This window comes from Deefgea sp. CFH1-16 (assembly GCF_016881365.1).
In the GTDB taxonomy this organism is placed as follows: Bacteria; Pseudomonadota; Gammaproteobacteria; order Burkholderiales; family Chitinibacteraceae; genus Deefgea.
In genome coordinates this window covers 3,378,178-3,401,602 of record NZ_WLYT01000001.1, presented here as the reverse complement: position 1 = coordinate 3,401,602, position 23,425 = coordinate 3,378,178, and the positions used below count along the sequence as shown (strand labels likewise).

Here is a 23,425-nt window from a genome sequence, read left to right as displayed (position 1 = left end):
CTAGCGACCGCTTAACTCCGTCGCTATTAGCTACCGCTTTTAGAGGTGAATTAACGGCCAAGTGGCGTGAAGCAAACCCTGATTTAATTAGTGGGGAAAATAGTGTCCAGGAGCTACTAAATAAAATAAACGCGGAGCGTATAGCGATACAAAATCAGCCTAAACCTAAGCGTATTTCCGTAAAAAAAAAGTCGGGTACAAATATGAGCAAACAAATTATCAGCGTTGTTGACGCATTAAGGCAAGCAGGAGGGCCGCTAAGTGGCCAACAGCTATTGGCCGCTGCCGGTTACCCAAGTAATAGCGGAACTGAAGTGTTGGAGCTTTTTTTTCTGGCAATCCGCGAGGCCTTAATTAGCGACAAAACGATTGTGCTTCAAAAACGAGACGATGATGGTCAGGATTGGTTTTCATTGGCTGATGCCAACTTGCCTCGCTAAGGAATAACCATGAAAGTAGATAAGCTTTATATTCGCTCTCGATTTAAAAACCTTGAAGAGGTGAAGGTTGATTTCGATGAGAATCACCTGATGACGGTTATTGTTGGCCGCAATGGCTCTGGAAAATCCAATGTTCTTGAGGCATTAGTCGCTATATTCCGTAATCTGGATTTGGGCGAAGAACCACCATTTTCTTATGAATTAGTTTATCAATTAGGGCAGCCGCACAAGCCAAATCAGCCAAGCGATAATTGGATAGAGATAACGATAGATGCTGACCCTTGTCGAGGTGGTTTGGCAAAGCAGTATGAAATTAGTATTCGAAACCTATTGGATTTAGGGGCGCAATCATCAGATTTATTTGGCGAAACATTAGCTGTGACATCCGTTCCTGTTGCTAAGGTGATGCGCGATAAAGAAGGTAATGCACCTTATTTACCGAAATACGTTTTTGCTTATTATTCCGGCCCAAGTGACCGATTAGAGAAATATTTCAAAAAACACCGAACTGATTTCTATCGCCGGTTGCTGAAATCAAAAGACTTGGACTTAAAAGGTGATATTCGCCCTTTATTTTATGCTAAGCCTCAGCATAGCCAATTTGTTTTGTTGGCGTTTTTTTTAAGTGATTATGATAGTGCCGAGAGAGCTTTTCTGCGCGAGCATTTGGGTATCGAAGGCTTGGATAGCATTCACTTCGTCATGCGTAAGCCTGGTTGGGCAAAAAAGAAAGGCGAGCTGTTTTGGGGGGCAGAAGGCGTTGTACGTCGATTTCTGGAAGATTTAATCAAATACAGCTTATCTCCCGTGAAAGTGACTCGTCCAGAGGACACATCACTAACTGGTAGCAACATACGCAACGAGTTTTTTCATTTATTTTTGCCGGATGTAAATGCTCTTCACGATTTTGCAAAAAATATAAGACCTGACGAATTTTTCAAAATGCTCGAAAGCACGCTACTTTCCGAAATCATTTCTGAGGTCACTATTCGAGTAAAAGTTTCCAGTAGCGAAGACCCGCTTACTTTTAGGGAACTCAGCGAAGGTGAGCAGCAATTGCTTACCGTATTGGGCTTGCTCAAATTTACGGGTGGAAAAGATTCTTTGTTTTTACTTGATGAGCCTGATACGCACCTAAATCCGTCTTGGGCGGTTAAATACCTGAAGTTTCTGCGTGACTTTGTACCTAATCATGAAACAAGTCATTTATTGATGGTTACGCACCACCCTTTGGCAATTGCAGAACTCAAAAAACAGCAAGTGCAAGTAATGAAGAGGGACGATGATTTTCAAGTTCACGCAACAATGCCCGATGAAAACCCACGGGGAATGGGTATTAATCTAATTTTGCGCAGCGAAATGTTTGGTTTGCAAGCGACGCTTGATGATGATACTAATCAAAAGCTTATTGCTAGAAATACTCTCGCGTCAAAAGAAGTCCTGTCAAAAGAAAAGTTTGTTCGTGAAGAGGGCCGTTTGCCAGAGGACGACGAGGGATATCTTGGTCGAATTAATGCGGAGCTTAATGGGTTAGGTTTTTCTCTCCAGACTGATGATTCTGATTATCTTGAATTTTTGCGTGAAAAATATCATTCCATGTTGGAGATGAATAACTAATGCGTTGGATTTGTAAGGATGATATTGAAGAGTGTTTGACGCAGGCTTGGCGGGATATAGCGCAGCAGGCAAAGGATGGTTTAATTGCTGCCCCTGACCAAGAGGTAAGAAAAGCTATTCTGAAAAAAGCTAGTTCATCTATTATTTGGCGCGACTTTTTCAATTTGTTGCCAGATAAGCTCAAGAAAAAATGCTGGTATTGCGAAGCTGAAGAGATTCGTTCAGATATGCCTGTTGACCACTTTAGGCCAAAAAATAGGGTTGAGCATGAACAGCAACACGATGGTTATTGGTGGCTGGCATTTGATTGGGAAAATTATCGCTGTGCATGTACGTTCTGCAATAGTCGTAGAGTTTTTGATGAGACTCAAGGAGGGAAAGCATGCCATTTTCCTTTGGCAAATAATGAAGAGCGGGCGTTTACACCGAATGACCATGAAAAGCTGCGAAATGAGCGCCCAAATCTACTCGACCCATTTAATTGTGATGATGAAAAGTTGCTATGGTTTGATAACGATGGGTGTCCTATTCCTAGCCCAGAAGCGAGCGAGGCGCAAAAAACAAAGGTTAATAATTCAATAGGTATATTCCACTTGCATGAGGCTCGTATAGTTCGTGAGCGAAATGGCATACGGATTGAAGTGGAGAAGCAGGTAAAAAAGATTAGATGCAATGATGGAGTCGATGAGGCAAAAACAAAATTGCGGCGAATGGTGAGAGATACTGAGAAATTATCACGTTCCGCTATTGTTTATTTGCGAGCACACAGAGATTTGCCTGAAGTTAAAGATATTTTGAGTTTAGACTAGTTCTTTTGTTTTTGCGGGGGGCTTCCTTCTTGCTGCTAAAATTATGAAATGAATAGGCGGAGTTTTTAATGACGGTGTGGCTAGTTCGTGCAGGCTCTCATGGCGAGTATGAGCAAAAATTTCTACAAGAAAATCGATTGTATGTGACTTGGGATGGGCTCAACGTTGATTTGCAGGCGTTGCCGAATCGTGAGGCGTTGATAGCCGAAATGGCCACGCGCTACCCGAGTGAGAAATCGAAGGCGGTGCAAAATTGGTCGAGCCAAGTTTGGCCTTTTGGGCAAGTGATGCAAAAAGGTGATTGGGTTGTGTTGCCACTAAAAACACAGGCTGTGGTTTACATCGGTGAAATCACGGGTGATTACCAATTTCACAAATCCGGCCCAGACCCTTACTTTCATTCTCGTACGTTGAAGTGGATTGGCGAAGCAATTCCACGTTCGCATTTCAGTCAAGATTTGTTGTATAGCTTTGGCGCATTTATGACCATTTGCCGAATTCAGCGAAATAACGCTGAAGCAAGGTTGAAGGTGATGTTTGAAAAGGGCTGGGCTGCAGAAACAGCTGCGGCTGTGGTGGGTAGTATCAAGTCGAGTTCTGTGGTCGCAAACGATATGGATGCTAACGTGGCATCGACTGATTTGGAAGAATTGGCGCAAGACCAAATTGCGAGTTTGATTGAAGCAAAATTCAAAGGCCATCATCTAACCCGCTTAGTTGAGGCGATTCTGCAAGCGCAAGGCTATACCACCTGGCGTAGCCCAGAAGGTGCTGATGGTGGCGCGGATATTTTGGCTGGTAATGGCGCGATGGGGTTTGGTCAGCAACGTATTTGCGTAGAAGTGAAATCCGAATCTGGTCCAATCGACCGCCCGACAGTTGATAAATTACTGGGTGCGATGACCAAGTTCAACGCCAGTGAAGGGCTGTTTGTTTCGTGGAGTGGTTTTAAGCAGAACGTGCAAAAAGAATTGGCGAGTAGCTTTTTCCGATTGCGCCTATGGAGCCGCAAAGAGTTGCTTGAGCAATTGTTTGCCAGCTACGAAAAACTCTCCCGACGAAATTAAGGCTGAACTGCCATTGAAGCGAATTTGGACTGTGGCATTACCCGAAGAGTGATTTTGCATAAAATGATTTAGCTTCAAAAAGGGTTGCAAATTGGTTCGTGATTTAGAGGTGTTACTCCAACGTTCTATTGAGTTTGAAAACGTCATTTTTTCACACTTGGAATCATGCAAATTTCGTGATGATGACCGTAGTCAGTTGGTTATTGGTTTATGTAGTTTGGCCTTCGAGCATGGTGGTGCTTTGCGTGAGATGCTGGCAGCTGGGCGGCCAACTTCGGGTGTTGCAATGTTACGTTTGCAGTATGAGGCGCTGGTTCGGGCTTTGTGGTTGCAGTACGCGGCGAGTGACTTGGGTGTTGCCAAGCTGATTGCACCTTTAACCAACGAGTCCGCGCAAAAGGCAAGTAACGCACAGGCATCTATTGCCGATATGCTCAAAGACATTGATGCCAAAGGCCCACGTGGCTTGTTCCGGCATTTGAATGAATTTAAAGATTACTCTTGGCGACCGTTGAATTCTTATGTGCATATAGTGGTATTCATGCAGTGCGGCGCAATGCTGAGGGGTTTCCAATTTATTTTCTTGCTACCGTAATTAAGCAGTCGAATAACTTGGCAAATATGACGCTGATGGCGCTGGCCGAGTTGTCGGGCGATGTCGGCTTGCAACGCTGCGTGATGGGCTTGTATCGTGATTACGGGGATTGCTTGCAGTTGTCGCCGATGTAATAAAAAAAGGGCTAGCATCGCGCAAGCCCTTTTTACATTTGCAGTTAATTCAAGTTGGTTTGGTGCTGGATTTACTTTGAGCGTTTTTCAAATTCATGAATAAGTGACTTTATTTCAGCTTCACTTTTACCCACAATCGCCGCCGAAAAATCAACAATCTGGTGCGTAGGCCACTCTAAAAAAATATTTAGCCCATGCGCGAGCGGCCATCAAATTCTTTACCAGGTTTTTGATTTCCGCAGTGGATTGCCCTGAGATACGTGCCGCATTGATTGCCGCTACCTCCCATTCTGGAATACCAACTGCACGCTCACTGATTTCAATGGGGCGGGTGAACTCACCTTGCGCAATTTTGCGCTGTAGTGTGCTGTGCGAAAAACCATTGGATTTAAGAATTGCTGGGTAACGCAGCATTTGAGAATTATTAGTACGTTGGGCTTGCATGGTTTTGAATGCTCCTGCGTGTAAATGAATGAATATCGCAGAACCCAATCTACGCACCCTTTTAAGCAAAAAAAAGCACGCTACGGAGTAGCGTGCAACTTTTGCTGCATTCTTGACTGTGTTTATTTAGTTGCCTTCATTCTAGCTGGCCAAGGGTCGGGATTATCGTATTTACTCAGCTGATTGCGGATGGTTCCCTCGGCAAGCGGGTGAATTTTAGCCAGTTTACGTGCACATTCGGACCGTCTAACATATTCGCCAGTTAGCCATGCGGCCTTAATCTTTTGCCGTATTTCACGCGTGCCACCAGCTTGGTCATGTCTTACGTCGACTAAGTTTTTTCCCTGCTCAGACCGTGCCTTTTTAATGATTTTTGTTTTTACCTTTGTTTCGGTCTGAGTATTGATTCGCGTGAGTATAAGCACACTAGCGAGGCAGGTTGCCGCTGTATTGATTTCATGTGAAATCTCACTCGCAGTCAATTGGCGGTAGTTTTGTGTGATTTAGTAGATAGGCTTAGTAATTTAGCGTTTGAAATAATTTGGGCTGTGTAGGTGTCAATGTCGCCCTTTTTTTCAATGGCGCAAATGATTTTTGCAATTTGTGCGTATAGCCCTTCAACCCCATCCGTGATGCCTCGGTGTAGTTTGTCGGCTTCTTGCTGGTGTACTTTTGCTGCGGCAATCGCAAGTAGGCGTTCCGAGTCATAAGAATGTTTGTTCAATGCTATACCTCGGTCGGTTATCGCCTGTTTGTGGCGAAGCACGGTTGCAGATGATACGTTCAGAACTGCTTGTTTAACTTTATGCGCAAAATTCAGTCCATTCATCCATCAATTCTCTACGGTACTCTAGTAGCTCGTTACGTGCATACGCGGCTCGTGTGGCATCACTATCTACGTGTGATAACGCCAATTCAGTGACTTCATCGGCATATTTATTACCTGTACATGTTCGTGCCCAGTCCTTAAACGTGGACCTAAATCCATGCGTGGTGAAGTCGCTGCGTTTCATTCGTAGAAACAATGCTTTAAAAATACTATCTGACGCGACTTTTCCCCTGGGCGCAGGGAAAATAAGTGGGTTTCCATCGATGCGTGGCATTGAGTTCAAAATGCCAATCAGTGCCTCGTTCAAAGGAACTGTGTGGATTTTATTATTCTTCATGCGCTTGGCTGGCACTACCCAAGTTTTCTTCTCTAGGTCAATTTCAGACCACAACGCTCCGCGTGCCTCGCCTGACCGTGCTGCTGTGAGAATGATAAATTCAAGTAGCCTGGCTGATGTTCCAGGTCGTTGCCGTAATTCATGAAGAAATGGACCTAGTTCTGAGAGGGGCAGAGCTGGATGGTGTTCTACTGTATGCACTTTGCTTGGTTTTGGGAGTGCCATAGCTAAATTGCCTTTCCAGCTTGCGGGGTTGTCGCCTTCGCAAAATTTGGAAAACTTTGCAAAATCCAAAATGACTTCAATACGTCCACGAACGCGGCTGGCGGTTTCGTTTTTTCCTAACCAAAAAGTTGTTGCACCTTCTTTTGTAGATACAACTTGCTGCATAATTTCCATAACAGTTGCTGATGTAATTTCAGAGACTGGCATATTCCCCATAATTGGATAAACATACGTAGCAAGTGTTGAGTGCCATTGTGCAAAATGCTTTGTGTGTTTTCAAATTCGGCTTCTTTGTTAGCCAAATAAATCGTGGCACAATCTTTGAATGTTTTTTGTTTGGCTTTTGATTGAGCTTCTTGTTGCTTAGCTTTTCGCTTCTCTTCTAGCGGGTCTATGCCTTGTTTGATTTGTTGACGGTAATCCAAGGCATCAATCCGCGCCTTCTTTAAACTAATTTCAGGGTAAGCACCTAAGCCTATGGCCGTGCGCTTAACGACGGTAATTCCTTTTTGGTTAGTGCGGTGACCAATTGCGACGCACAGAACCCAAGACCTATAACCATTGGTGACTTGCAAATACAGGCCGTCTACACCGCCCACGGCAAACCGCCCATTTGCCTTAAGTTTTTTAACTTCGTGGTCTTTTAGTTCTATTGCTTTCTTGGGCATATCGCAATTCTCTATGGTGCATCTTATGATGCATAAATACTAGCATAGTATGAACTATTGTGATTGCTTCTGGGTGGGGTGTGTTGCAATAACCCTTTGTAATCAATAGGATTTGAACTGACTTGGTCTGCTATGAATGACTATACTGGCAGCCCCTCTCTCCGCCATTAATTAAAGCTAAAAAACCCTGATTTATCAGGGTTTTTTTTGTTTTTGTTGGATTCTGGCCCCACATTTGAACCCACACTTTGGTTGCTTTGTAATGACTGAGTATGGTGGCGCTTGAAGTGGGCCTAGTTCCTATCGGTCTAACTGGCAATATATAGATGAGGTGTAAAATCTTACTCGACTTATGAACTGAAATTCAATGTCCGTAACTGATAGGGATACTAAGTTATCCAATGTTGTTAGTTTTCCAATGCTAGTTTTGCTAGTTTCTCCAAAATGCTCATCTTTGAGTTATCTCCGCCAACAAGAATGCCGTTTGTCATAGTGTGTAAATACAATAATACAAGGGGTTGCTCTAGTAGCCTTGAATTAACGCTTTTGCCTCCTTCTTCATACAGCATGACATCGCGCATACCTGAAAGTGAATCTCCGGGTCCGTTTATACCACCCGCTGGTGGTATAAATACTCTTAAGAATTCCCCACAGTCTTGTAACGGGATTCGTGTTCCTGTTAGTTCACGAGTCCTTTGGTGTTCGCTTAAGTACATCGACATGTAATATGGAAGAAGATTAAAGTCTTTCCCTTTTGAGTAATATTTTCCTTTTTTACCTGATTTTCGTAGATTAGCTAGGTATGGCTCTTGAGCGCCTAGTGCATCTTCGACGCTGGAGTAATTATTGTTAAGTATAATTCGTGGCACAAATGCTCCTGCCCAAACAGTAAGGCGTTTTTGTGTGTGTTTATCCACAATCCAAAATTGCTTGTCTGAAATCAGTTTTTTCCCTACTGGCTGAAGGAATGGGAAGTCCAAAAGAAAGTCTATTGCAGCAACATTATCTTCAGCCCAAGGGGACCTACGTACCTTCGTGACTGAAATGCCTTCTGATGTTATATATGCGTCGACGACTGAAATAAGTTGCTTAGGAGGCTTGCCATTTCTTCGTATTTGTCGCGTTGCAATTAGTGCCACCTCTAGTGTTTTCAATTCAGCAGGTAATGGGTGAGATGGTGTAATCGTTTTTAACCCAAGTAAGCACTCCTTCAAGGAAATTTCAACTAAACATCGTTTGACTGCTTCTTGTAGCTGCCGACTATCACTATTATCTTTTCCAGGTTGTAGTGACGCTAAATCACTAGGGGCATAATCTAATCCTTGAATTGATATAGATACTGTGTTTTTAGCCATCAAATAGCTGTATTTAATTTCAGTATATTTATCTGCTATTGAATCACCTCGTGCTAGCGCATCATAGGCAAGACTTGTTTTTTGTAGACTTGAATTCTGGAGTCGCAGATTTTTTAGCAATGCTAACTGTTCCATATTCTTTTTCCCCATGTCCATTGAGAAAAAGATAATTCATTTCTAAATTTAATTCGTTGAATGTGCTATCTAGTGCATTTACAACAATCGGTTTAAAGTGGGATTTCTTGTTGCCTGAGACATGAAACCCATTAGGAAAAAATTCTTTGAATCGACGAAGTGGTTTAAGTGTCTCATCATCGATTTTCTCGGTTGTGGTATTAATAACTATTAATGGTCTTTCTAAATTAGCTAAAGATTCCAGTTGTATGTAACCATTATCTACACAGTGACTGGCAACAAATGTATTTTGTTTAGTGAGGACACCTGCTTTGGAAAACAGAGCCTGCGCAAATTCAAAAAGTACGTTTATATAATAGAAGCGTGTTTGACGAATTTTTATCGTGTCTAAGCTAATGCCTAACATTGGGTATTTTCGAGCATCAAGTTCAAAAAAAATCGCTAGGGACAAGCCGTGTGACGGACATCATATAGCCTTCACCAGCGTCAACAAGAAGAGAGATGCTGAAGATGGAGAGTCTGTACTCCTCGATTTTTTTACGAACACTTTTGTGGTTATATTGCAAATTAATGTTTTGTACTTGGAGTTAATTAAGAATTCGGCTTCCGCTAAATGAAGACGCCTTTGCTCTGCTTGACTGGTGCTACCAAGGTAAATGCTCGGTCCAAAGCCTCCGATTACAAATGTCTGTTGAGGGTCAAATGCCGCAGCTTCAATTAACTCTTTTTTAAGCATCAATTCAATAAATTTAGATGGAGTAGACTGAACTGCAGCAAACATTGAGACTTTATCAAGTTTAGGTCGCGGACCAAGGAACCAAACTTCTTTGTTTGTCATGGTAAATGAAAGCTTATTCGAAGCCTCTACATCTATCTCAAGTCTTTTTGCAATTTCAATTCGAGCCCATTTAGCACGAGCCTCAAATAATTTTGTAGGTTGTTCACAAGAGTCTAGGATATGCGTTTCTGTTGGAAACGGTATGCTGATGGGAACCAGTAGGCTGGCATTTTGGGATTGCCATTCAGCTAGCTTTTGCGCAACTTCTTCTATTGAAGTCACAAATTCTAAAGAATTCAATTTTGCTACTGCTGCTGTTTCACTCAGACTTCGAATTGACATAGACGTTTCCTAGTCTTTATTTTCCGAGCAAAATCTCGGCAATATTCTCGTTAACAGCCCAAGTAGCCATACCTATAGTATTTGTTACATATAGTGAAACAAAGCGAATGCTGCCCCGGGAAGGCTGTGTTATTTTTAATTTATGAGCCCCATATAGGTTGATGTATACCGCGTGAATAATCTTATTTGGTAGAATATTTTGAATTCGCACGTGTTTAGTGTCGGCCTCTGCTTTTAACTCGTCCTTTTTCAATCGGTCAGTGCTTCGTGCCCAGTTTTTTATATCAATAGCAATAACCAGCTCATCACCGACTTCAAGGTAATAATCGTAGAGCTGATAGAGTTCCGCACTTTTATGGTGAACAGACAAATTAATGTATTTGATAGCGCTTGTGTCAAGCGACAGTTGGTCTGGTGATATACCAAACTGTCTTCTCACGTATTCTTCAAATTCAAGTTCGGCTATATACCCTTTCATAATTTCCACAACAAACCAGGGTTGTGGAAGCAGTTTTCGCTTGCCTACTGGGGTGTTAATTTCAAATCCATCTACTTTTTTTAGTAGTGATTTAGTATTTGATGATAGTTCGGCGCTAAGCCCTGATGGAACTAAGTTTGCAACCCAATTAAAGATGTCTGAACCATCGCATGCATCGGTAATTATCGCCTCAGTCACTCCAGCCATGCTCACATCTTTTGTGTATGCCTCCGCAGCTAGAGGAATATCGAAGTAGCATGCATCTAAGAATGCTGGGTCGACTCCCGCAACTCGTAATTTTGACAAATATGTTTCGGGAACTGTGAACATTGTACGGTCGAATAATTTCGACCATGTACTTCGCGCTACAGATTCAGACCGGAACCGTTTAGGTAGGTCACTAGTATAGTTTCTAAATCTTATTGCGAGCTTCAAGCTTTTAGCTTCGTGCTGCTTGCGTTCTTCACTTGTTAAAAATATTGCAGTTTCTTGATTATGTTTTTCAAGAGCTAGTAAAACTGCACGTTGTGCAGGGGATGCTCTCCGTCGGAGTTCTCCGACGTGTTTTAAGCCTAAATTAACTGTTCGCGCAGCCTCAGAACTGACAAAAATTAACTGCTGAGGCATTTTCTCTTTGGAGCGTCGTTCGCCACGTCCTAGTGCCTGGAAAATGGTTCGGGTAATGTCTATGAAATGCTCTTTACGTAGTCGCTTCCAACGATTTCGTGAGTACTGAAAAAGTAAATCTCCTTTTGACATTGTCGCCCAGTCATCATTTTCGTCTCGAACTACCTGAGCGAAACTTTGAAACATTTCCATTGAGAACCCTCGACTGCTTGGCCGCGTATGACGGGTGTGAAATGGGTCATTTAGCAAGCAAAATAGTTGAAAGTCACGTTCGTTACCATTTTCAGTTGTTATAAAATTGACCCCACGAGACGCTGAGGCGTATGCCGTCCATAGGAGAACTTTTTTGTCTGCTATTTCAAGAGCATCTATTAGTTCTTGATTGAATTGACCTTCATCGTCGACCTCACTTAAGGCTCCAGTTTTCGTAGTGTCTTTTTTTCGGGAAACTCTGTGCGTTATATAGTAGTATTAGAGTGATATCGTCGGTGTTACCCATGTTCCGATATGCAGGCAAGTAGTTAGTCTTTATTACGAAGTGATTTGGAGTCTTCTGTTGAATCCAATTAACGTTCTGATTGCTTAATTGAATGAGGCATTTTTGAATATGACTAACCGTTTGGCAAAGAACAAGACCTGAGCGGATTGAGCTGGAAAGAAGGCGGTCTAAACTTGCGACTAAACCTTCTATTTCATTGAGCTTATGTTGGTTTAGTAAGGAGTAACCAGAGTCACCTTTTTTTGGACTCGCTGATTTGAATGCTGCAATTAATCCACGGTACCCCGAAGAGACACCGAACCCAGTTGCAGGGGCTCCATCATTTAGTATTGTTACTTGGCGTTCTCGATTACCTACTAATTTAAGTGCTTCTTCTGCGACGATGTTCAATTCTTCTTCAGACATGTCGTCAAAAAATCCGTTTTTTTCCAGAATAATTCGTCGTAATTGCTTTGTATTGAAGGCCCCTGAAGATGCGCTGGAAAGTCCACCTGTTGCACTCATTAAATACACACCATTGGTGCGGCCGAGTGCCCGAACAATATCCTCTTCTGGTGTTGCACGTAGTGTTGTAATTGTTAAGGTCAAACTAACGTCAGCTGGCAGATTGTATTCGTCTGCTTGACGACGACTCTCCTCAAGCGTCACGACACTCTTTGTTTTGTTGAAGAAGAAATCATCCGCTAGAAGCTCGTCACTACTCGTATCCTGATGTATGCCTTCAGTAGTAATTGAGTCTTTAAACAAACGGCGTATATCATTCCGAAAATTATAAAGATTTGAATATCGTTCAATTTCAAATTTAGTGAATTCAGCTTCGTTATCACCTCCGCGAACAGCCAGAACGCGAGCAATGAAAAGCACCAGTTCTAAGTAATACAATAATGTGTATACGCCTTGCGGAGTTTCATTCTCATGGTATATGAGTCGAATTGTTTGGTCTGCTGTATCTCGTCGCAGCTCTATCTGACTTAAAAATTCAGTATCAATAACACTTGCAGACTCATTGAAAAATGTTTGCCCAGGCTGGTCGAGTACTTCCCCGTATGTTGACCTATTCATTGTGAAAAATTTCTTGTCGAAAACTAGGTCACGCAGCTCACGAAATTTTTCATAACTACTCATGTTTTGGGGGGTAATCTTAGCTATATATCCACGCAGTAGCGCCAATACACGTGCTTTTTGTTGGAATCTCTTAAATTTATTTTGAACATCGTTCTTATCGAGTAGCTCTTGCAGTATTTTGAGCAGTTCTGCGTCGCTTAGCTTGGCTTCCGTTTTGGGGAAATTATCCGCTAAGGCTTTTCGAAAAATTGCAATACGACGTTCGTTGGGTACGTATTTAGGGCCATTTTTTTGTGCAACAGCAATGTCGCGATAGACCCCTTCACTAACTTGGGCAAATTCCTCTAAGTGTTCGTAAACTTTTTTTGCCAGTGATATGCCTTGGCCATCTCTACCCTCAAAAGCAAGGGGCCATTTAAGGTCAAATAGAGTAAAAAATTCGGTAATTACTATATTAAGGTCATTGCGACCTTCAGAATTAACGATAGATTTTCGTTGGTCGAATAGATACCAGTATGAGTCTTCTTCCTCATCTACAAACGTAACTACACGAGCGGAGTCTGGTCGACGAGAGACGCGGCGACCTAGTTGACTATCGTCTCGGTTTAGTTCCTCCAAAAAAAGTGGTAAGTTCTCAAAACTCTGCCAACGAAAAGTCCCCTTGGTGTCATCGAAGTCGAATACTTTGTGTGCTACTTGTGCTTTGGATGCTGTGCAAACGACAATACCAGGGGAGTCAAGGAACGCCTGTAAAGGATGTAGGCGACGAACCATCTCTGCTACTTGTGAGACCCTCATGTGACGGTCATTTGGGTTGTTTGCCGCGCGTGTACTAACATCTAACGCAATCAGTTTGCATGTTACGCCGTCCGCAATTGTACGTGCTCTGCTTGCTGCCTTAAGATATATGCAGCTTTGGTATCTTCATAGGTATCGTCTGAGGGGGGCATCGATAAAAACTGCGATGTACTGCAAATTTTGCATTTACTTCGTAATTCTGTAAGTCTAGCTATCACCCCTTTGTTTGTGGCAGTTTGTTTTTCACCACGCTCCATTTGTGAGGTAATTTCTGGTTTGGTTTCTAACCAGTTAACAAGGGCTAATGCGGCCTCAAAAAAAGTTCTGTCATTCAAATGGTAATCGACAGAATATAGGCGATAAACAGGAACAGCTGCGCCACGTTTTAAAATTGCGCTCTCAATGTCGTCGGCATATTCGCGATTGTTGTTATGAGCCTGAACGTCATTTGAAAAGCCGGTGATGAGTGATTGCAGTGGAGCAATGAATACGGGGATAACATCGCAATTTACGTATAGGTCAATAGCAAAAACCGCTGCAGTATAAGTTTTACCGAAACCTGTATACCAATTTAAAAGTTTAATAAAAGGCTTATCATGGGAGCGAAGATAGGGCTCCATGAATCCTTTTTTGAAAATTTGACTTGCAGTTCTGGATTCTTTCATTGCCATGCTACAGCGCCCTTAAGTTCAATGGCCAGGAATGAATGTTTTGGCAGTTATACAAAACAGTTAAATCCTAGTGTTTGCTTTTGAATAATTTTTAAATTAATTGAATTGGGTAATTAATACATAGTAGACCTTCAGTTAGGATGTGGTAAAAGTTCTACGTAAGGTTTTGGGTGTGGAGACAACTTATTAGCCAACACATGATTACAGAAAGTCCTCAGTGTCGCTCATTGAAATTGGAGACTTCCAAATTGCTCTCTCAAGTCCTTTACACGTAGTCGTACTTTGGCTGCGTCTCAATAATGCAGTTCAGACTAAGCAATTTTATGGCTGAGTGAGTTTTCCAGTTTTTAGACAAGCAACTGCATTAAATCGTTAGTTTCAATAAGGTGTGCCTTAACGGAACCAACAAAAACAGGCCTACTCTGGCCTGTTTTTCACATCTTACTTTCACATACGGAACTAGCACCGAAAAATCACTTAAACGGAACCGACCCAATAAGCATTTTCAATTCAATGCATCTTTAAGCGCTTTGGCTACCGTGAATTTCGCGGAATTCGAAGCTGCGATCGTCAACGCCTCGCCAGTCTTTGGATTACGACCTTGGCGCTCAGGCTTCGCTTGGACAGAAAATTTTCCCAACCCAATCAAGGTCACGTCATCACCCGCTTTCAGCGTTTCAGTAATTACGGCAGACAAACCTTCAAGCACCGCTTCAATATCTTTTTTATTGGCTAGGCCTGAGTGATTTTGAAGTGCGGTTATCAATTCTGCTTTATTCATGGGTCGATCCTGATGGTGATATTTGAAGTTGATGAAGTGCCCAGATGCGTTTGACCTGGCTTTCGCTACAACCGGCCAACTCAGAAGTGCGTTTAATCGTTTGCCCCGATGTTCGCAATGCGACGATACGTTGGTGTGTTACTAGATCTGATCGGCGACCAGTATATTTTCCAGCTACCTTTGCTAATTGCACCCCTTGGCGCTGGCGTTCTCGACGAGTTTCATAATCATCCCGAGCCATTTGCAGAGCAAGCTTCAGCAATAACTCTTGTACTGATTCCAACACAATCTTAAACATGCCATCTGCCGCTGCGGCAAACTCAGATAAATCGACTAAACCAGGTACGGCCAGCTTTGCTCCTTTAGCGCGGATCGATGCAACCAATTGTTCCGCCTCAGCCAAAGGTAAGCGGCTAATTCGATCCATTTTTTTCAGCCACGACAACTTCATTCGGTTGCAGATCCGCAATCAGTCGTAATAGCTCGGGTCGATCGGCACGCGCGCCGGATGCTTTTTCACGATACACCCCTGCAATGTAAAAAACCAGCCGCTCGAGTGCTATGTTCGATCTCGGCTTGTCGGGTCAGGTCTTGCTCGTCAGTGCTGACGCGCAGATAGATTCTGGCAACTTTCATGAGGCACGGCCAATTTGAGTATAGGTATCTTGGCTATTCAAATTCCTAATGAGCTAATTTTTTTCGCATTCTTAGCGCCACGTCTGAATTTGCGCACAGAGTTGTGTCGTACTTGACGTGTGCTTGATTCGCTAATTTGGCCTGTTTCCAATATTCAGATTTGCCTGGGATCTCCTTATTTACAAATATGGCACTGTTACTCTGCAAAGAAACCATCCTATCTTTTGTGCGCACGAGAATTGAGCTTAGTTGAGATTGGTGCAGGCCTCTGCTGACACAAAATTGTCAGAAGAGGCCTGCACAACAGGCATTTTGCCCAGTAAATTAGTGTAATAGTCTTATGAAAATGACAGATCTGATTCAGAATTTCTCTATTGAGCAACAGACATTTTGGAATATTCACCTATTAATTGAGGAATTTCTGCCTGCCATTGTGTTTTTTCTTCGGCATTATTTCTACCAGTTGCAACCCAAGACAAAGCCTGACTAACATCGTATAAATTCATTGATTTTAGCGGTGAACCTAGCACTGCATTCAATTTAATTGCTGTCTTTTGAGATGGACATTCCATCTCGAATGGATCAGCATATTTTGCATCGTGCCCAGACATACAAATATGAAAAACCCTAAAAGCTGCTTTCTTTCCCCACTTATTAGCAACCGTTGAATCAACCCAATTGGCAATATTGTCTTCACTTACAGATAATTTTTGCCATTGCGTCATTGTTTTCTTGTCTTTATTAACCTGATCCATCGCCTTAGTAACAATTACCTTAATCTTACCAATGTCCATATATTTATTATGTACATCACTTAATTCTGAAATTGTTTCTCCGATTACCATGCCATTTGAACAAATAAACCTATACCAACCAAACAATAAAACTAACCTACTGCTGCCGTCAACAGAGTTGAAGCACTCCAAGCGCAATTGCATTGGATTTTTATCGGTCGCAATAAAGTCATAACTCTCTGGAAAGTAGATGCGGAAATTCATCCACTCGCCCAAGGTTGACAACCCAAGCTCACACTGCAAGCTATTAATATCAATACCAAAATCTTTGATTGTTTCTACACATAGACGAGCAACTTCCAAATGCGGTGCTAGTGTATATGTGTTCGACACAATTCCAACCGGAATTACTTTTTCCATAGGTGATAAAGGCAATCTCATAACTGCTTTATAGTATGGATTTGCTATTTCAGGTTCTTCGCCAATAAAATCTCTCAATTCAAAAGATGGGATATATCTAATAATATTTTCGTATTTACCTCGAAGATATTTCACATCTCTAGTGCGCCAGACTGAAACTTCTTCAATTAGTTGAACTTTATCTTCCACATACACCTCCTGATTTAAACCTAATTGTTAAATATATACCTGTGCAGATGTATATTTTTTTCTGAACATATATAATTTAGCATGCGGCCCGATTTTTTCATTATTTTTTCAACCATGTATATAGGTGTCCAGTCTCGAGTGTTCATAAACACGTCTATTGAACAGTTCAGGTTTAATTTTGTACCAGTGCTTTAACGCTGCAATTGGCGTTGTGTGACCCAGCGCCTTTTGCGGAATGTGATGGTTGTAGAGCTTGAGATAATTTTCCAAGGTTTGCCTGAGCTCCTCTGCTGATGCAAACCGCGTTTGCTGAACGACCTCGCTGATACGGCCATTAAAACGCTCCACCACCCATTAGTTTGAGGGTGACGTGGCGGAATCAAGCGGTGTTCAATCTGCAAGCGACTACACTCGCGATCAAAGCGATGCTGTCCACTGGGTGCCTTCTCTTTACAGGTAAAACGATCCGTAAATTGGCTGCCATTATCAGTCAAAATCGTTTTGATTTTAACTGGACAAGCACGATGTAGCGCCTGCAGAAAGTGCGCCGCACTCTCTTCGGTTTGGTTGGGGTAGATAGTGAAGTAAACCCAGCGGGTAGCTCGATCAATGCCGACAAATAAATAGCTGCGCTGCGTTTCATTCGGCATCTGCGGCAGGTATTTGATATCGACGTGCAGATAGCCAGGATCGTAGCTTTTAAAGGTTTTAGTGGGCTTCGCTTCGGCTTGATCGACGGGTATCAGATCTTTAAGTTTGTTCACCCCATAGCGCGAGAAGCAGCGATACAAGCCTGCTCGAGAAGCATCAGGATTGATGAATTCTCGGGTAATGACCAGCATGTCATCTAAGGGCAGCAATAGCAGTCGACGCAGTTCAACGACGATGATTTCCTGTGCAGGTGTCAGCGTTGTGTGCAAAGTATGCGGGCAATGCGAGCGATCCTGCGTATCGGTACGCGATTTCCACTTCCGAGCCGTCGCCTTGGTGAGGTTATATTGCTTGGCCAGTGCATCAATGGACAATGGCGAAGCTTGAATTTCAGCCCGAACGCGTGGCGTTGTTCGAGCCTGTGGATGGATTTTGCTCATGCTGGTCGACGTGAGTTAAGTTGGTTAATCAGATCATGCATGATGTCCCTCGTCAAAAACAAGGGCCAGCTACGCATGGGGACATGATTACCCGAAACTAAACAGTTATTCAAGATTTGCTGGGGCGCGGAACGATTAAACGGGTATGAGATTCAAAGATAAACCAACCAATATTACGTGATTGGACTAGTTGCAATCAGCGTGCCGACTCGATTTACGATAACTATATCGATTTTAAGTATTAATTGAAGTCAAACTGCAAAACCAACACCTACTGCCATGAAGCTTTTGTGCTTAGTAAAATAAACGTATTATCTCAGTCTAAACATTAATAAAATGCACCACCAAGCACACGAAGCCTGTTTTATCGCAAACTCGATTAAAACCGAGGTTCGTCTAGAGCCAATAGATGCAGACGCTTATCAAGCGCATTATTTTTGTGCTTTGACGGACGTCAGTCGGCGGAGTAGACAATCGTCTTCAATGAGTGACTGTAAATCAATAGTTGAGAAAAGATAGTGTCGTAACTATTACATGGAAAAATGAATCAATGATGACCTTTGAAGATAAATGTAATTACGCAATTAAAGAGCTTGAAAACGCTGGCATTTGGAAGTCAAACTACAATCCACCAATTTTAAAGTTGGCTCGGAAACTAGGATTTAAAGTTCCATTTCCTCATTACAACTCTTTTTTAAATAATGCGCTTTCAGCTGGAATTTATTTTGGTGTTTTCTGGGGGCTGTTTATGTATTTCATTTTATGGGGTCAACAAAATATGCCGTCGACTAAAATGCTATCAGCGGCCACACTTGCCGGCGCTTTTTTTGGTTTATCTATGGCCTCATATTACAAATACAGCTTTAAAAAAAATAAATTAACACCTTGGTGTGAAATTAAAAATAACTAACAAGCAAATTCAACAGAACAGTCCAAGATGCAACTACTTTGTATTCATATTCTGATAATTATGACGTTATTCTGAAGTGAGTTGGCAGCTGCCATTGATTGCATTTACAGACTCGTTTCGGGTATGACGTGGTTCACGGGGAGTAGTCGGCCAATAGCAGGCGCTTAGGTGCAATAATTTTAGTCAAACAAGTCATTTCAACCGGATTGGCCAAGACACTTATGATGCGCCAGATTTTGATTCTTCTCATAATCTTAGTTATTTTTTTTTTCTGGGTCTATTTTTTTTACTCCCATCTCACAAATGTAGTGATGAGACGGCTGATTCTCAACTGGAAGCCTTGATAAAGAATGCAGAAAAAGGCGATGAAGTTGCTATATCCGCCTTGATTGATTTGAACAAAAAAGATGGTATTGAACCTTTAGCAGAGCATTGGGTTTTAACCGGTGCGTTGTTTGGTAGCAAACAACTATGTAAAGAATATCTTGTGAAGTATTCTGGATTTAACCAAGATAAAAAATTGCGGCTATTTGAGGTAGTGACTAATGAGAAAGAAATGATTGGAGCTAATTGTTTATTGCAAGGTATGGGTGATGTACCCGCCAGTCATGGTGCTGACCGCTGAGTGTCAGCAGTGGGTCGGGTGCCGTAACTCAAGTCAGCTAGCAGCCATAAACGGTTGAAATATTTAAACTTGGAATTCCGATGGATATTAGTTCGCCTGCAGAGTTGCCCTTCACTAGAGAGTCTGTTTTAAAAATGCTTTGGTGGGGTAAAAACCCAGCACGTTCGCCATTTCCACATAAACAAATAGCCGAGTGGTGTGATAGATTTTGGTGCCAATATATTGATATTGATGCCACTGAGGAGATTGAAACATTACTCCCCATTCTTGCTGACATAGATACACAATGGGATTTATTTCTCGTAAATACATACCCTATAGAGCAGTTGAAAAAATTAGACTTGGATTTAATTTCAATACCAGTAGAGTGGTTCACTGATTGGACAAAGCAAATTAACTAAACTATTTTCATGTCTGCAGTGGGTCGAGAACAGGCGGTAGTCAGTCAGATGCAGAAGTAACACTAATTCGTTCAATTTAGGAATTTATGTTTGATAAACCTACATACTTAATTGCAGAACTTAAAGGGGATGTTGAACCTTTAGTATTGGAAATGAGAAAACGATTTAACCCAGGGCACACGACATGGCCTACCGATATAACGTTGGCAGGCTCGTCCGGAATTGGAACAATCAAAGAAGGTCAAAAACTAGAAAAAGTGATTGAACTTCTCACGCCGATCATAGAAGAATACAAATATATAAATGTAAACTTCTTATCTATCAATCGTTTTCCAAACACAGGGATTTATGTTTTATCCCCAGAAAGAGAGCGCTTTGACAAACTACATAACGCAATCAGTGGATCGGGCATTGAATTCAATAGTAATCCTTGGCCCTATAAGCCGCACTGCACACTTAGATCCGGTGCAGAATCAAAGGAAAATCTTGATCAGTTATTTGATTCAATAGTATTGCCATCAATGACATCAATTGAGTGTTTTAGCCTTTACCAACCAGAGGAATATGGTGGGAAACGCCTTTACAGATTTTAATATTTGTCACTCATGACGAAGTTAGCTGAATGTCTATAACGGGTCGGTAACAGAAAAAATTTAAATTCGAGGAGAGTCAATGTTACCGCCTGAACCATTATTGACAGGCTATTTAGAGGTCATTCACGAGGAGGTTATCGCTTTACGCTCATTGGCAAAAAAAGCCATTTCAAGCTCAGAACAACAAAATGAATTGTTGGTGTTCGCGCCGATTGAAATTTGACCCACGATGGCGAAATATTCAATGTTCGGGGGCTACTGCGGCAATAAGACGTCGAGCGCGAAAGACGGCGGCGTGGTTTCTACCAAAAAACCGAGCAATTGGCTTTCCCGCGAAATTCCTCTCAATCGACGCTTATTGCGGCGTTGGTACAGCGTGATTTTGAAATTCAAAACGGTAAAATCAAGAAATTGGGCGTTTCCTGCCAACTACTATGTGTTGAGACAACACGGCATTGAGTAAGCAGTTATCGTTCCAGCCCCTCCACACTAGATGTACACACAAAAATAATCGAGTAGCATCACAAGTAAAAACTGAAATTGCAGCGACAGAGCTTGCCTAAGAGACTGGCTGCAATCAGCCGAAAAAGAGGCTATTCAGGAGTTTGTAAGCTTTTTGTATAAACGAGTAGTTTTGCTATGAAAAGCGCTGATTTAACAACAATGCTGCGTAGAGTAATGCGTCGACAGTAAGCTTGTAATACGCTACGGATTTACAACTTAAGCTTACATAAAATTATGAGTAAAATCGTCGCGTTTGCTTTGCTTGTTGTCAGTGTATTGTTTGTTTCGCCCGTCGCTAGTGCCAAATTAACCGAGCAGCAAGCCAATAGTTTGTATAACAAAGCGCAAACAGGCGATAAAAATGCAGTGGGCACTCTGCTCGCGGCGGCGCAAAGCGGTGATGCCTTTGCGCAAAATAAAATCGGCAATTTAGCTCGAGGTTATGATAATGCTGCGGCCATCGCGTGGTATCGCAAATCAGCAGATCAAGGCTATGCCAACGCCCAATACAATATGGGGCTCTGTTATTACAATGGATTTGGCACAGCAATCAATTACGCCGAGGCTGCTGCGTGGTATCGCAAGTCGGTCGCACAAGGCTACGACAAAGCGCAGTACAACTTAGGAACTATGTATAAGAGCGGTAAAGGTGTACCGCAAGACTTAGCTCAAGCCTTGAGCTTGTACCGCAAAGCCGCTGAGCAAGGGAATCGGTCTGCGCAAAGTGCGCTGGGGTTTCATTACTTGACGGGACAAGGGATTGAAGTCAACTCTGCTTTGGGAGAGGCATGGATTAAAAAAGCGGCAGCGCAAGGCGAAGAGCGTGCGTTGAAATATCTAGCGAATAATAACAAATAATGAGTCGCAGCACCATCTGTGGTATCGCGTTGTGTGTGGTTTCGCTATCGGCATTGGGTTTTTGGCATTACAGACAAGCCCCCGATGCAGGCATGCTTGTTACTGCATCTGCCCCCGTTTCGGCGTCAAAGCCATTGCCTATAGACGCTCACCTCATCGATCAAACTGGCATCATTCCCGTTGGGGATATACCGCGCTTTGAGCAGTATATGGGCTGGATTTTGCGAGAATCAGGGATTGATGTGCGGATGGTTTTTTTGCCCGATATGGGCAATAAAACCATTGAGGCTCAGGCGGCAGATTGGATGGCGCAATTGCAAATTGGTAAGCAAACCGGTCAACAACGCGGTCTTTTGTTGTTGTACGACCTGCAAGGGCAACGACTAAAGGTTGAGGTCGGTTATGGCTTAGAGGACGTTTTTCCTGATGTTTTTGTAAACTATCTTGTGCAAGAGCATGCGAAAACATTCTTTGCTTCAGGGGATGTCTCTCTGGGTTTGCGCTTACTGCTGCGTCTATTGCAACATCGCATGCGCGAGGCGGTGATTGGCAACGACTTCGACCCGCGCACAATCGTTAAGGCCCGCGAGTTAGCCTATCTTTCTGGTGGTGCTGGTGTGAATGCGGCGGTTGCTCTTGGTTCCAAGCAAGGCAGTCAAGCAATTGTGACGTCAAAAAGTAAAGCCGCCTTTCCTGCTGGTCAATCCCCAACAAGTACATATCACACCTATCTGGCATGGTTGGCGCATTGGCCGATGGATCCCGATGCGCAATTTTTCACCCCCGAGTCTCGCCAATATTTAGCCTCATTGCCGAGCAGTCCTGCTTATGCGGAATTCATATTGCTCAGTGAATACGGTAAGCAATTTAAGATCGTCGAGCGTGGCGACTTGGCTTTACTGTACTTCACCAATACGCCATTGGTGTGTAAGGGTTCAGCCGTACCACAGCAACTTCTTCACTGACTCTGGCATGCTGCGCTTTTTATCTCTGGAGCGGTAGCATGGGCGTTCGTCGATCGGATCTGAGTTTGAAAGCGGTGCATATTTGGCGAGCCAGCGGCTTGACTCAGGCTGCGTTTTGTCGCCAGCATGGATATAAGCGTGCTACTTTTTCAAGCTGGGTGAAACGCCATCAAACCCATTTATCCGCCACCACGACTTTTGATGCAGCACCCATAACAAATTCGTCCATTGCCCCGCTGACTTTGGTGACGACGCAATGGCCAACGCCCAGTGCCGAAACATTGCAGCTGCGTTTGGCCAATGGGGTCGATTTGACCTTACCGACCAGCACCTGCGCCACTTGGTTGGCGAATCTGCTGCGCGCTTTGACATGATGCCGCCATTGGCTTCGCTGCAATTGGTTGTCGAACCGGTCGATATGCGCCTTGGTATCGAGGGTTTGTCGGCCAAGATTCATGCCAATTTGCAGCGTTCACCCGTAGAAGGGGCGGCGTATGCCTTTCGCAATCAGCGCAGCAATCGCCTCAAAGTACTGCTGTGGGATCGCTCTGGCGTCTGGTTGGCGCAACGACGCTTGCATCACGGTCGATTTGTTTGGCCACAAGTAGGTGATACGGTGTTTACGCTGGATGCGGCGCAGTGGCAATGGTTGGTGAGCGGTGTCGACTGGCAACGATTAGCGCCGCCACCGCTGCCAGAATACGTCTACTAATTCACGATGAGGATGGATAAAATTGTTGTCGCAGTATTGCGCTATACAGCATGTAATATATAATTCTTAGGGCAATACCCTGTAAAATCAACA

Annotated in this window: 28 protein-coding genes and 2 pseudogenes; 16 read left to right on the top strand and 14 right to left on the bottom strand. The window is 43.0% G+C overall.

What is annotated here, in order from left to right; genetic code table 11:
- From GKO28_RS18480 to GKO28_RS23085, 6 genes are all read left to right on the top strand, one after another.
- A partial coding sequence (locus GKO28_RS18480; RefSeq protein ID WP_203564285.1) for a hypothetical protein occupies positions 1–440 on the top strand: 440 nt, incomplete at its 5' end.
- Positions 441–449: 9 nt separating this feature from the next.
- The gene (locus tag GKO28_RS18475; protein ID WP_182077351.1) at positions 450–2,057 is read left to right on the top strand and encodes an AAA family ATPase; all 1,608 of its coding nucleotides are present in this window, start codon (positions 450–452) and stop codon (positions 2,055–2,057) included.
- Entirely contained in the window at positions 2,057–2,866 is an 810-nt protein-coding gene (locus GKO28_RS18470) for a hypothetical protein (RefSeq protein ID WP_182077350.1), read from the top strand. Before GKO28_RS18475 ends, GKO28_RS18470 begins: the two co-directional genes overlap by 1 nt.
- A gap of 68 nt (positions 2,867–2,934) precedes the next feature.
- Positions 2,935–3,933 (top strand): restriction endonuclease, encoded by a 999-nt coding sequence (locus tag GKO28_RS18465; protein ID WP_203564284.1) that lies wholly within the window; start codon positions 2,935–2,937, stop codon positions 3,931–3,933.
- Positions 3,934–4,024: 91 nt separating this feature from the next.
- Positions 4,025–4,528 (top strand): hypothetical protein, encoded by a 504-nt coding sequence (locus tag GKO28_RS18460; RefSeq protein ID WP_182077349.1) that lies wholly within the window; start codon positions 4,025–4,027, stop codon positions 4,526–4,528.
- Complete coding sequence (locus GKO28_RS23085; protein WP_374220751.1) at positions 4,480–4,662, top strand: hypothetical protein; 183 nt, start codon at positions 4,480–4,482, stop codon at positions 4,660–4,662. Before GKO28_RS18460 ends, GKO28_RS23085 begins: the two co-directional genes overlap by 49 nt.
- A gap of 150 nt (positions 4,663–4,812) precedes the next feature.
- Here GKO28_RS23085 and GKO28_RS18455 read toward each other — a convergent pair whose 3' ends face one another.
- From GKO28_RS18455 to GKO28_RS18390, 14 genes and pseudogenes are all read right to left on the bottom strand, one after another.
- Positions 4,813–5,106: an AlpA family transcriptional regulator gene (locus GKO28_RS18455; protein WP_203564283.1), complete on the bottom strand. Its 294-nt coding sequence runs from the start codon at positions 5,104–5,106 to the stop codon at positions 4,813–4,815.
- A 478-nt stretch (positions 5,107–5,584) separates the two neighbouring features.
- Positions 5,585–5,935: a hypothetical protein gene (locus tag GKO28_RS18450; protein ID WP_182077348.1), complete on the bottom strand. Its 351-nt coding sequence runs from the start codon at positions 5,933–5,935 to the stop codon at positions 5,585–5,587.
- Positions 5,910–6,713 (bottom strand): tyrosine-type recombinase/integrase, encoded by an 804-nt coding sequence (locus GKO28_RS18445; protein ID WP_374220750.1) that lies wholly within the window; start codon positions 6,711–6,713, stop codon positions 5,910–5,912. Before GKO28_RS18445 ends, GKO28_RS18450 begins: the two co-directional genes overlap by 26 nt.
- A complete protein-coding gene (locus tag GKO28_RS18440; protein ID WP_203564281.1) occupies positions 6,614–7,165 on the bottom strand; it encodes an Arm DNA-binding domain-containing protein in 552 nt (183 codons plus the stop codon). The genes GKO28_RS18445 and GKO28_RS18440 overlap by 100 nt, the downstream gene beginning before the upstream one ends.
- A gap of 407 nt (positions 7,166–7,572) precedes the next feature.
- Complete coding sequence (locus tag GKO28_RS18435) at positions 7,573–8,655, bottom strand: hypothetical protein (RefSeq protein WP_203564280.1); 1,083 nt, start codon at positions 8,653–8,655, stop codon at positions 7,573–7,575.
- Positions 8,582–9,061, bottom strand: a complete 480-nt coding sequence (locus GKO28_RS18430; RefSeq protein ID WP_203564279.1) for a hypothetical protein — start codon at positions 9,059–9,061, stop codon at positions 8,582–8,584. The genes GKO28_RS18435 and GKO28_RS18430 overlap by 74 nt, the downstream gene beginning before the upstream one ends.
- A gap of 60 nt (positions 9,062–9,121) precedes the next feature.
- Positions 9,122–9,775 (bottom strand): hypothetical protein, encoded by a 654-nt coding sequence (locus tag GKO28_RS18425; protein WP_203564278.1) that lies wholly within the window; start codon positions 9,773–9,775, stop codon positions 9,122–9,124.
- A gap of 16 nt (positions 9,776–9,791) precedes the next feature.
- Positions 9,792–11,072 (bottom strand): hypothetical protein, encoded by a 1,281-nt coding sequence (locus tag GKO28_RS18420; protein WP_203564277.1) that lies wholly within the window; start codon positions 11,070–11,072, stop codon positions 9,792–9,794.
- A gap of 214 nt (positions 11,073–11,286) precedes the next feature.
- Positions 11,287–13,218 carry a hypothetical protein gene (locus tag GKO28_RS18415; RefSeq protein WP_203564276.1) on the bottom strand — a complete coding sequence of 644 codons (1,932 nt, stop codon included), beginning with the start codon at positions 13,216–13,218 and terminating at the stop codon, positions 11,287–11,289.
- Positions 13,219–13,304: 86 nt separating this feature from the next.
- Positions 13,305–13,913: a hypothetical protein gene (locus tag GKO28_RS18410; protein ID WP_203564275.1), complete on the bottom strand. Its 609-nt coding sequence runs from the start codon at positions 13,911–13,913 to the stop codon at positions 13,305–13,307.
- A 505-nt stretch (positions 13,914–14,418) separates the two neighbouring features.
- A complete protein-coding gene (locus GKO28_RS18405; protein ID WP_182077347.1) occupies positions 14,419–14,694 on the bottom strand; it encodes an HU family DNA-binding protein in 276 nt (91 codons plus the stop codon).
- A pseudogene (locus GKO28_RS18400) lies at positions 14,687–15,330 on the bottom strand (recombinase family protein). Before GKO28_RS18400 ends, GKO28_RS18405 begins: the two are co-directional and overlap by 8 nt.
- A gap of 371 nt (positions 15,331–15,701) precedes the next feature.
- A complete protein-coding gene (locus GKO28_RS18395) occupies positions 15,702–16,673 on the bottom strand; it encodes a DUF932 domain-containing protein (protein WP_203564274.1) in 972 nt (323 codons plus the stop codon).
- A gap of 108 nt (positions 16,674–16,781) precedes the next feature.
- Positions 16,782–17,764 (bottom strand): annotated as a pseudogene (locus GKO28_RS18390) (IS481 family transposase).
- A 550-nt stretch (positions 17,765–18,314) separates the two neighbouring features.
- On the opposite strand from GKO28_RS18390, the gene GKO28_RS18385 reads away from it, so the two are divergent.
- The 10 genes from GKO28_RS18385 to tnpB all read left to right on the top strand — a co-directional run bounded on the left by GKO28_RS18385 (position 18,315) and on the right by tnpB (position 23,332).
- Positions 18,315–18,674, top strand: a complete 360-nt coding sequence (locus GKO28_RS18385) for a DUF6404 family protein (protein WP_203564273.1) — start codon at positions 18,315–18,317, stop codon at positions 18,672–18,674.
- Positions 18,675–19,014: 340 nt separating this feature from the next.
- On the top strand, positions 19,015–19,299 hold the full coding sequence (locus tag GKO28_RS18380; protein ID WP_182077345.1) for a hypothetical protein: 285 nt from the start codon (positions 19,015–19,017) through the stop codon (positions 19,297–19,299).
- Positions 19,300–19,379: 80 nt separating this feature from the next.
- The gene (locus GKO28_RS18375; RefSeq protein ID WP_203564272.1) at positions 19,380–19,700 is read left to right on the top strand and encodes a hypothetical protein; all 321 of its coding nucleotides are present in this window, start codon (positions 19,380–19,382) and stop codon (positions 19,698–19,700) included.
- Between the two features lie 86 nt (positions 19,701–19,786).
- The gene (locus GKO28_RS18370) at positions 19,787–20,293 is read left to right on the top strand and encodes a 2'-5' RNA ligase family protein (protein ID WP_182077344.1); all 507 of its coding nucleotides are present in this window, start codon (positions 19,787–19,789) and stop codon (positions 20,291–20,293) included.
- 79 nt (positions 20,294–20,372) lie between these two features.
- Positions 20,373–20,516, top strand: a complete 144-nt coding sequence (locus GKO28_RS18365) for a hypothetical protein (RefSeq protein WP_182077343.1) — start codon at positions 20,373–20,375, stop codon at positions 20,514–20,516.
- 21 nt (positions 20,517–20,537) lie between these two features.
- Entirely contained in the window at positions 20,538–20,756 is a 219-nt protein-coding gene (locus tag GKO28_RS18360) for a hypothetical protein (RefSeq protein WP_182077342.1), read from the top strand.
- Positions 20,757–21,031: 275 nt separating this feature from the next.
- Positions 21,032–21,655, top strand: a complete 624-nt coding sequence (locus GKO28_RS18355) for a tetratricopeptide repeat protein (RefSeq protein ID WP_182077341.1) — start codon at positions 21,032–21,034, stop codon at positions 21,653–21,655.
- Complete coding sequence (locus GKO28_RS18350; protein WP_182077340.1) at positions 21,655–22,620, top strand: TPM domain-containing protein; 966 nt, start codon at positions 21,655–21,657, stop codon at positions 22,618–22,620. Before GKO28_RS18355 ends, GKO28_RS18350 begins: the two co-directional genes overlap by 1 nt.
- A 38-nt stretch (positions 22,621–22,658) precedes the next feature.
- Positions 22,659–22,994, top strand: coding sequence for a hypothetical protein (locus GKO28_RS18345; protein ID WP_182076968.1), 336 nt, complete (start codon positions 22,659–22,661; stop codon positions 22,992–22,994).
- Positions 22,991–23,332, top strand: a complete 342-nt coding sequence (tnpB, locus tag GKO28_RS18340) for an IS66 family insertion sequence element accessory protein TnpB (RefSeq protein ID WP_203564199.1) — start codon at positions 22,991–22,993, stop codon at positions 23,330–23,332. Before GKO28_RS18345 ends, tnpB begins: the two co-directional genes overlap by 4 nt.
- Positions 23,333–23,425 lie beyond the last annotated feature (93 nt).